The following is a 9111-nucleotide window of genomic DNA, read 5'->3' as shown; positions in this document are numbered from 1 at the left end:
CGGTAGGTCAGCTCGCCGTCGCGGGCGACCACGGCTGTGGCATCGGGGGTCCGGGCCGCCTGCCGGGCGATGCGCAGCGGGACCGGGATGTCCTCGGGGTTCATGGGGTCTGCCTCCTGGTCGGTGCGGGCCGGCGGGCGTCAGGCACGGTCTCGGGCGCGTGGGCGCAGCGCCGGCCGGGCCGGGGCGGCAGCCGCCACCAGGGCGGCGATGCCCGCCGGGGTGGGGGTCTCGAAGACGTCGCGGATGGTGAGGTGAGCGCCCAGTTCGGTGCGCAGCCGTCCGGTCAGCCGGGTGGCGAGCAGGGAGTGACCGCCGTGGGCGAAGAAGTCGTCGTCGGGTCCGGCGGCGTCGAGGCCGAGGACGGCGGCGAAGAGGGCGCACACGGCCTCCTCCGTGGCGTTGGCAGGAGCGCGACCGGCGGGGCGTGCCAGTTCCGCCGGGTCGGGCAGCGCCTTGCGGTCGATCTTGCCGTTGGTGGTCAGGGGCAGGGCGGGCAGCGGGAACAGCAGCGAGGGCACCATGTAGTTCGGCAGGCTGCGGGCGAGCGCGGCGCGGATGGCGCCGGCGTCCGCCTCGCCGGTGAACCAGCCGACGAGGCGCTGCTGTCCGGCACCGTCGCGGTCCACGGTCACCACCGCGTCCCCCACACCCGGCGCGGCCCGCAGCGCGGTCTCCACCTCGCCCAGTTCGATGCGGTTGCCGCGGATCTTCACCTGGTGGTCCTGGCGTCCGAGGAAGTCGAGCTGGCCGTCGGCGCGCAGCCTGGCCAGGTCACCGGTCCGGTACATCCGGGCGCCGGGCTCGGCGGCGAACGGGTCGGGGACGTAGCGCTCGCTGCTGCGGCGGGGCTCGCCCAGGTAGCCGGGCCCCACGCCGGTGCCCGCGATGAAGAGTTCGCCGGGCGCGCCGGGGGGCACGGGCGCGAGCGACGGGTCGAGGATGTAGAGGCGGTTGTTGCGCAGCGGCCTGCCGACCGGCAGCCGGCCGTGTTCGACGAGGCCGGTCACGTCCTGGCGGCCGATGAAGGCGTGCGTGTTGTCGTCCGAGCACTCGGTGAGCCCGTAGGCGTTGACGATCGCCGCTTCGGGGTGGTGCTCGTACCAGCGGGTGCACAGCTCCGGCGGAAGGACCTCGCCGTTGACGACGAAGCGGCGCAGCGCCGGGAGCGCGGGCCGGGGGACGCCGGAGTCCCACAGGTCCAGGGCGGCGCGCACGAAGGAGGGGACGGTCTCCATGACGGTCACGCCGTCCCGCGCGGCGGCGGCGAACAGGGCGTCCGGGTCGCGGGCGGTGTCGCGGGAGACGAGGTGGACCCGGCCACCGGAGATCAGCGGGGCGAGCATCTGCCACACGGAGATGTCGAATGTGAGGGGCGCGTTCATCAACACCCGGTCGTCCGGGGTGAGCTCCAGGTCGTCGAGCTTGGCGAGCAGGTGGTTGTTCATGCCCCGCCGGTGGACCATGGCGCCCTTGGGGCGGCCGGTAGATCCTGAGGTGAAGCACACGTAGGCCAGGGCTTCGCGGCCACCGCCGTCGCAGGACGGGAGCCCGGCCGGGCGGGCGTCGGCGGTGGCGCCGCCGTCACCGTCGCCGTCGCCGTCGAGGACCAGTACGCGGACCGGGTGGCCGGCGGCTGCCGCGATCTCCGCGGCACGTGCCCGCTGTTCGGGCGAGGTGAGCAGCCACGGCACTGCCCCGGCGGTCAGCAGGCCGGCGGTGCGGGCGACCGGCCCCACCGGGTCGAGCGGCACGTAGGCGGCTCCGGCGCCCAGGATGCCGAGGAGCGCCGCGGGCGTCCGGGCGGTCGGCTCACCGAGGACCGCGACGAGGGCGCCGGCGCCGACGCCTTCCGCACGCAGTCGCTCAGCGAGTGCGTCGGTCCGGGCGACGAGTTCGCCGTAGGAGAGTGCGCGGCCCGCCTCGTCGGTCACCGCGACGGCGTGCGGCCGCAGTCGGGCCTGGTGCCGCACCCGGTCCGCGACCTCCGCGTACTCCTCGTCGCGAGCGGTGTCGTTGACCTCGTGCACCACGCGCCGCCATTCGGCCGGGGACAGCAGGTTCACCGCGCCGACCGGGCGGGCCGGGTCGTCGGCGGCGGCCTGGAGGAGGCGGACGAGGCGGTCCAGCAGGGCCTGCGCGTCGGCGGTGTCGAAGGCGTCCGGCCGGTGGTCGATCTGGAGCCGCAGTCCTTCACCGGGAATCGCGGTGAGGGTGAGCGGGTAGTGCGCCGCGTCGTGCGGGTCTACGGCGGTGACACGGAGTTCGCCCGTGGCGAGGGCGGCCAGGCCGGCGGCGTCCACGGGATAGTTCTGGTAGGCGACGCAGGAGTCGAACAGCTCACCGGCCCCGGCGGTGCGCTGGATGTCGGTGAGACCGAGGTGGTGGTGGTCGATCAGCCGTGCCTGCTCGTCCTGGAGCCGGGTGAACAGGTCCACGAGCGGCTCGGTGCGGTCGATGCGGACGCGGACCGGCACGGTGTTGATGCACAGGCCGACGATGTCGGCGACGCCGGGCAGTTCGGCGGGACGTCCGCTGACGACGGCGCCGAAGACCACGTCGTCGGAGCGGAGCCGCGCCGCGAGCAGCAGGGCCCAGGCGCCTTGGAGGAGGGTGCTCGGGGTGACGCGGTGGGTGCGCGCGAGGGTGGTCAGCCGCTCGGTGAGGTCGGGCGTCAGAACGGTCTCGACCCGCTGCGGCAGCAGCGCGGAGTGGCCGGCGGAGACCGGTGCGGTGCGGCTGCCGCCTGCCAGCCCGGCCAGGGCTCCTGCCCAGGCGTCGCGGGCCGCTCCGGTGTCGCGGGTGCTGAGCCAGTCCAGGAAGGACGCGTACGGCGTCACCGGGTCAAGGACGGCGGTGTCCGGCGCGGCCTCGGTCGGTCCGGCTTCGCGCGGACGCGCGTCGCGCGCTCCCGCGTCGTGCAGCGTCAGCAGTTCGCGGACCAGCACGGGCCAGGACCAGCCGTCCAGCAGGATGTGATGGTACGTCAGCAGCAGCCGGTGGCTACGGGGCCCGACGCGCAGGAGGGTGAGGCGGAGCAGCGGTGGGCGGGCCAGGTCGAAGCGGCGGGCGCGATCCTGCGCCAGCAGCGTCCTGACGGCGTCGGCCTGCCGGTCCGGGCCCATGGCGGAGAGGTCCAGTTCCTCCCACGGCACCCGCGCGTCGCGCCTGACGACCTGGGCGGGTTCGCCGGAGGCACGGCGCAGGAAGCCTGCCCGGAGGTTGGCGTGCCGTGCGAGCACGGCGTCGGCGGCGGCGCGCAGGAGTCCGGCGTCCAGCGGCCCGGAGAGGTCGAGCAGCAGCTGGGCGACGTAGACGTCACGCTCCTGCTCGTCGAACAGGGCGTGGAAGAGGATGCCCTCCTGGAGGGGGGAGAGCGGGAGGACGTTCTCCACCTTGGATGCGGGTGGTGCGACGGGGGGTGCCGCCGGCGGGGACGGGGCCGGGGAGTGTTCGGGGGCAGGAGTGTGGCTCACGGTGGATTCCTGTGGTCGGAGGGCGGGCGTGAGATCGGTCAGGCCGGGCCGGAGCGGTGTGCTCTGCGGACGACCGGGGGGTCGTCGGTGTGGGCGGTCGCGGCGTCGGACCGTGCCGCCGCGGCGAGTTGGGCGACCGTCGGGCCGGCGAAGAAGCGGCGCACGGTGACGGTGACGCCGAGCAGGGAGCGCATCTCCGCGAGCAGGCGGGTGGCAAGGAGGGAGTGGCCGCCCAGGGCGAAGAAGTCGTCGTGGACGCCGACCCGTTCCGCACCGAGCATTCGCTCCCACAGGGCGGCCAGGGCACGCTCGGTGTCGTTGCGCGGGGCCTGGTGGGCCCGTTCTCCGGCAGCGGGGCGGGGGGCCGGGAGTGCGGCCAGGTCGGTCTTCCCGTTGGGCGTCACCGGGAAGTGGTCCAGCACCGTGACGGTCAGCGGGACCATCCAGGCCGGCAGTTCACCCCGCAGGTGCTCGCGCAGCACCGCCGGGTCGGGACGTCTGCCCTCGGCGGGCACCGCGTAGCCGGCGAGGACGGGTCCGGCCGGGGTGGGGAGCACGGTGACCGCGGCCCGGCCCACGTCGGGGTGGCCCGTGAGGACGTTCTCGATCTCGCCCGGTTCGATGCGCAGCCCCCGGATCTTGACCTGCCGGTCGGCGCGGCCGAGGTACTCGATCCGGCCGTCCGCCGTCCAGCGGGCGAGGTCGCCGGTGCGGTACATCCGGGTGCCGGCCGGACCGGCGGGGCAGGCGATGAACCGTTCGGCGGTGAGCCCGGCGCGGCCCAGGTAGCCCCGGGCGAGTCCGGCCCCGGCGATGTACAGCTCGCCCGTGACTCCGGGTGGCACGGGAGCGAGTCGGGCGTCGAGGACGTGGAGGCGGGTGCCGTCCAGGGGCCGTCCGATCGGTATCTGCCCGGCCGGCATGCGCTGCCCAGGGGCGAGGGGAAGCAGGGCGGCGAAGGTGGTGGTCTCCGTCGGCCCGTACGCGTTGGTCACGGTGGTGTCCGGGCAGTGCTCGCGGACCCTGCGGACGGCGGCCGGGGAGGCGGCCTCGCCGCCGGTCATCACCTCGCGCAGAGTACCCAGCCGGTCCGGGCAGCGGTCGGCGAGCTCGTTGAACAGCGTGGCCGTGAGGAAGGTGCCGGTGACGCGCTGATCGCCGATGAGCCGGGCGAGGCCGGGCACGTCCAGCTCACCGGGCGGGGCGACGACCACGAGTCCGCCGTTCAGCAGCGGCACCCACAGTTCGTAGGTGGAGGCGTCGAAGGCGTGCGGGGAGCGCAGCAGGACGCGATCGTGGGCGCCGCCGCGCCAGCGCCGGTCCAGGGCGAGGGCGACGACCTCGCGGTGGGGGACGGCGACACCCTTGGGCGTGCCGGTCGAGCCGGAGGTGTACATCACGTAGGCGAGGTCGTCCGGGTGGCCGGGACCGGGGACGAGCGGGGTGGCGTCCGCCGGCGCGGCGGCGTCGGGGCCGCTCCGGGCAGCCCCGCCGTCCCCGTCGTCCCCGTCGTCCCCGTCGTCCCCGTCGTCCCCGTCGTCCGTCATGTGGCCGTCGCCGAGGCTGAGAGTGTGGCGGACACCGAGACCGGAGGTGTCCGCTCCCGGGTCGGCGACGAGGACCGTCGCACCCGCCTCGGAGAGGACGGACGCCGACCGGGCCCGTGGCGCACGGGCGTCCAGCGGCAGGTAGGCCGCCCCCGCCTTGAGCACGCCGAGGCAGGCGGCGATCAGCTCCACGGACCGGTCCATGAGGACGGCCACCGTCGCGCCGGGGCGCACCCCGAGGACGGCCAGCCGGGACGCGACCCGGTCGGAGAGGGCGTCGAGTGCGCCGTAGCCGATCTCCCGGTCGCCGCAGACGGCGGCCGTCCGCTCCGGTCGTTCGGCGGCCACGTCGGCGAAGCAGGCGTGCACGGTGGTGGCGTGGGGCACGGCCGGCCGGCCCTGCCATCCCTCCGTGACGGCGGCGCGCTCATCGGGGGTCAGCAGGTCATGGGCGGCCACGGGAGCCTGGGGGGTCATCGCCACGGCGTCGAGGAGGAGGGTCAGCCGGTCCATGAGCCGCCCGGCGGTGGCGGCGTCGAACAGGTCGGCGGCGTACTCGAGCGTCAGGCCGATCCCGGCCGGGCGTCCGCTGTCGGGGTCGTGGCGCTCATCGACCTCAAGGGTCAGGTCGAACTTGGCCGTGGCGGTGCGCACGGCTTCGACATGGACCCGCAGGCCCGGCAGGACGGGGGCGACGCCCGTGTCCCGGCGACCGGTGACGGCGATCTGGAACAGGGGGTGCCGGCCGGGCGAGCGGGGCGGATTGAGCCGTTCCACCAGGGCGTCGAAAGGTACGTCCCGGTGGGCCTGCGCGTCCAGGGATGCCTCGCGGACCCGGTCGAGGACGTCGGTGAACGCGGGGTCGCCCGAGGTGTCGACCCGCACCACGACGGTGTCGACGAAGAGGCCCACGAGATGTTCCAGTGCCTCGTCTTCGCGGCCGTCGACGGGACAGCCGAGGGCCAGGTCGGTGCCCGCACCGAGCCGGGTGAGCAGGGTGGCGAAAGCCGCTTGGACCGCCATGAAGACGGTGGCGCGCCGGTCGCGGGCGAGGCCGGCGAGACGGCTGTGCGCGTCGGCGCCGGCCTCGGCGGTGACGACCGCCCCGCGGTGCGAGGCGGCGGCGGGCCGGGGCCGGTCGGTGGGCAGGGTGTGCTCGTCGGGCAGGCCGGTGAGCGCGCCGGTACGGTGGCCGAGCTGCCGGGAGTGCTCGGAGTCCGGATCGTCGGGGTCGCCGAGGACGTCGTGCCGCCACAGGGCGTAGTCCGGGTACTGGACGGGCAGGTCGGGCCAGTCCGGCTCGGTGCCGCTGAGCCGGGCGGTGTAGGCGGCGGCCAGGTCGCGCAGGAGCGGGTCGAGGGAGGCTCCGTCGCCCGCGATGTGGTGCAGGACGAGCAGCAGGTAGTGCTCCCGCGCTCCGTCGGTGAACAGGTGTGCGCGCAACGGCGGTTCGGTGACCGGATCGATGGGCGACGCCGCCGCCTCACGCGCGCGCCGCGGGTGCTCGGCTGCCGCAGAGACGGTGACCGCGCAGGGCGGGGCGGTACCCGGGCCGAGGACGTGCTGGTGGGGCATCCCCTCCTGGTGGGGGAAGACCGTGCGCAGGGCTTCGTGCCGGTCGCTGACGTCCGTGAGAGCGGCCGTCAGGGCGGCGCGGTCGAGGTCGCCGCTCAGGCGCAGGCCCACCGGGATGTTGTGCAGGCCGCCGGGGTCACCGTCGCGGCACAGGAACCACAGGCGGTGCTGGGCGTGGGACAGGGGGATCACAGCAGTTCTCCGAACTGGGCTTCGAAGGTGTCGAGTTCCGCCTGGCCGAGGCCGGGCAGCGACACGTCGGACGGGGTCAGTCCGGCGGCACCGGGCAGCGCCGCGTGCCGGACGAGGGCGCGCAGCATGGCGAACCACTCGTGGGCCAGGGCGTGCGCACGCTCAGCCGGAAGGACGTTGCCCGCCCAGGTCCAGGTGGCGTGGAGGGTGGGGCCGTCGGAGCCCTCGTGGGCCGCGGCGTTGACCTCCACGGTGTGTGCCATGGCGAGGCCGGCGTCGGCGTCGTCGAGGCCGATATCGTGTCCGGGCGCGGCTGACCAGTCGGCGGCGTCGCCGACCGGGAAGCGACCCAGGTAGTTGAAGCCGATCCCCGGGACGCCGCGGGCCGCGAGGGCGGGAGCGGTGCGGCTGTTGCCGTGGCGCAGCAGGCCGTGACCGATGCCGTGGTCGGGGACGGCCCGCAGGGTCTCCTTGACGGCGCGCAGGACCGCGCCGGCGGCGGGGCCGCCCGCGCGCGCGTCGTCGAGGTCGGGCCGGCCGATGTCGAAGCGGACCGGGTACACGCTGGTGAACCAGCCGACGGTGCGGGACAGATCGGGGGCGCCGGCGATGTCCTCGCGGCCGTGGCCCTCGACGTCGACGAGGACGGTGCCGCCGTCCGCCGGGCCCGTCAGCGGACGCCGCCAGGCGAGCACCGCGAGAGCGAGCCCGGTGAGCAGGACGTCGTTGACGGTGCCGTTGACGACGCCAGGCACGACGGTGAGCAGCGGCCCGGCCACGTCCGGGGGCAGGGTGAGGGTGAGGCGGTGGTCCGCGGTCTCGGCGTCGAGCCGGGTCGGCGGGGCGACGCCGCCGAGCGGTTCGGGGGCCGGGCGCAGGGTCTCGGCCCAGCGACCCGCCTCGCGCATGCGACGGCCGGATGTGGCGTCGGCGCGCAGCAGGTCCGCCCAGTGCGCGAACGGTGTGGGCGCGGGTTCGAGGACGGGGTCCTCGCCCTTGGCCAGCCGGGCCCAGCAGGTGCGCAGGTCGTCCTGGATGATGCGCCAGGACACGCCGTCGACGACCAGGTGGTGCACGATCAGGGCGAGCCGGCCCTGCAGGCCGGGGCCTCGGTCGACGAGCACGGCGCGGAGCATGACGCCGTCCGCCGGGGAGAGGAGCCGCCGGGCGGCGCGGATGCGGTCGGTGGTGAGGGCCGGCAGCCCGGTGTCGGCGGTGTTCGGCGCGCTGACGTGCTCGACCAGGGCGTGCGCGTCGACGGTGCCCGGCGCCGCGATGGAGCATCCCGCGGCGGCGGAGCCCGCTCCCCCGGGCACCGTGAGCCGCAGTACGTCGTGCGTGTCGAGCAGGGCTCGCACGATCCGCACTGCGTGCTCGACGCGGAATTCGGCGGGGGTACGGACGACCAGCGACTGGTGGTAGGTGTCGACGGGACCGGCGAGTCCGCCGAGCCATGCCATGATCGGGGTGACGGCCAGCCGGCCGGTGCGGCGCGGGGGCTTGGCGGGTCCGCCGTCGGCCGCGGGGCCGTCCGCCGTCCGGGCGGCCACGGCCAGCGCGGACATGCTCTCGCTGCGCAGGACGTCGCGGGTGGTGAGCAGCAACCCGTCCGCGCGGGCACGGCTGACGACCTGGATGGCCTGGATGCTGTCACCGCCGAGCTCCGTGAAGCCGCGTTCGGGGCGGACGGATGCGAAGGGTCGGCCGAGCACTCCGGCGACGAGGTGCCGCAGGGCGTCCAGGGCGTTGACCGGGGCCGCGCCCTCCCGGGCCGCCCCGGCCGGCGGCGGGACGGGCCGGCCGGGGACGGGCAGGAGGCGTGCGGGGTCAGGCACGGGCCGTGTCCTCGGCGAGGGCCGCGACCAGGGACGCGGGACGCATGTCCGTCCAGACGCGCTCGACGTGGTCGAGGCAGGCCTGGCGGGTGTCCGGACCGTGGACCGTGGTCCAGCCGGCCGGGACGGGGAGGTCCGCGGGCCACAGCGAGTGCTGGAGCTCGTCGTTGCGGACGACGAGATAGGCGGCATCGTCGTTCTCGAAGGGGTTGCTCATGACGTACTCCTGGAGGTGGTGGTGGGGACGCCGTACGGGTCCGTACGGCGCCGGGTGGAGGGTCCGGGGCCGCTCGCCGGCCGGGGCCGTCCGGAGAGGACCCGTTCAGCGGGTGCGGTGGCCGGTGATCGTGAGCCGGATGAGCGCCTGTGCCTCGTCCAGCGCGGCCGTCACCTCCTCCGGGGCCGGGTGGCACGCGATGACGTGCCCGATCCGGTCGGCCGCGCTGCGCGCGCGCCGGATCGCGGCGCCGGGCGCGACGGTGACGG

Annotated in this window: 5 protein-coding genes; all 5 read right to left on the bottom strand. The window is 75.5% G+C overall.

Annotated elements, in window-relative coordinates; translation table 11 throughout:
- Window positions 1–140: 140 nt before the first annotated feature.
- Window positions 141–3476 (bottom strand): amino acid adenylation domain-containing protein, encoded by a 3336-nt coding sequence (locus ACFWN1_RS29415; protein WP_384368492.1) that lies wholly within the window; start codon window positions 3474–3476, stop codon window positions 141–143.
- Window positions 3477–3514: 38 nt separating this feature from the next.
- The gene (locus tag ACFWN1_RS29410; RefSeq protein WP_384368489.1) at window positions 3515–6790 is read right to left on the bottom strand and encodes an amino acid adenylation domain-containing protein; all 3276 of its coding nucleotides are present in this window, start codon (window positions 6788–6790) and stop codon (window positions 3515–3517) included.
- Window positions 6787–8625 (bottom strand): condensation domain-containing protein, encoded by a 1839-nt coding sequence (locus tag ACFWN1_RS29405; RefSeq protein WP_384368486.1) that lies wholly within the window; start codon window positions 8623–8625, stop codon window positions 6787–6789. The genes ACFWN1_RS29410 and ACFWN1_RS29405 overlap by 4 nt, the downstream gene beginning before the upstream one ends.
- Window positions 8618–8842 (bottom strand): MbtH family protein, encoded by a 225-nt coding sequence (locus tag ACFWN1_RS29400; protein ID WP_384368484.1) that lies wholly within the window; start codon window positions 8840–8842, stop codon window positions 8618–8620. The genes ACFWN1_RS29405 and ACFWN1_RS29400 overlap by 8 nt, the downstream gene beginning before the upstream one ends.
- A gap of 105 nt (window positions 8843–8947) precedes the next feature.
- Window positions 8948–9111 (bottom strand): hypothetical protein (locus ACFWN1_RS29395; RefSeq protein WP_384368495.1); only part of this gene is annotated, 164 nt, incomplete at its 5' end.

The sequence above is a fragment of the Streptomyces sp. NPDC058459 genome (assembly GCF_042721685.1).
Lineage (GTDB): Bacteria > Actinomycetota > Actinomycetes > Streptomycetales > Streptomycetaceae > Streptomyces.
This window is presented reverse-complemented; position numbering and strand designations above follow the sequence as displayed.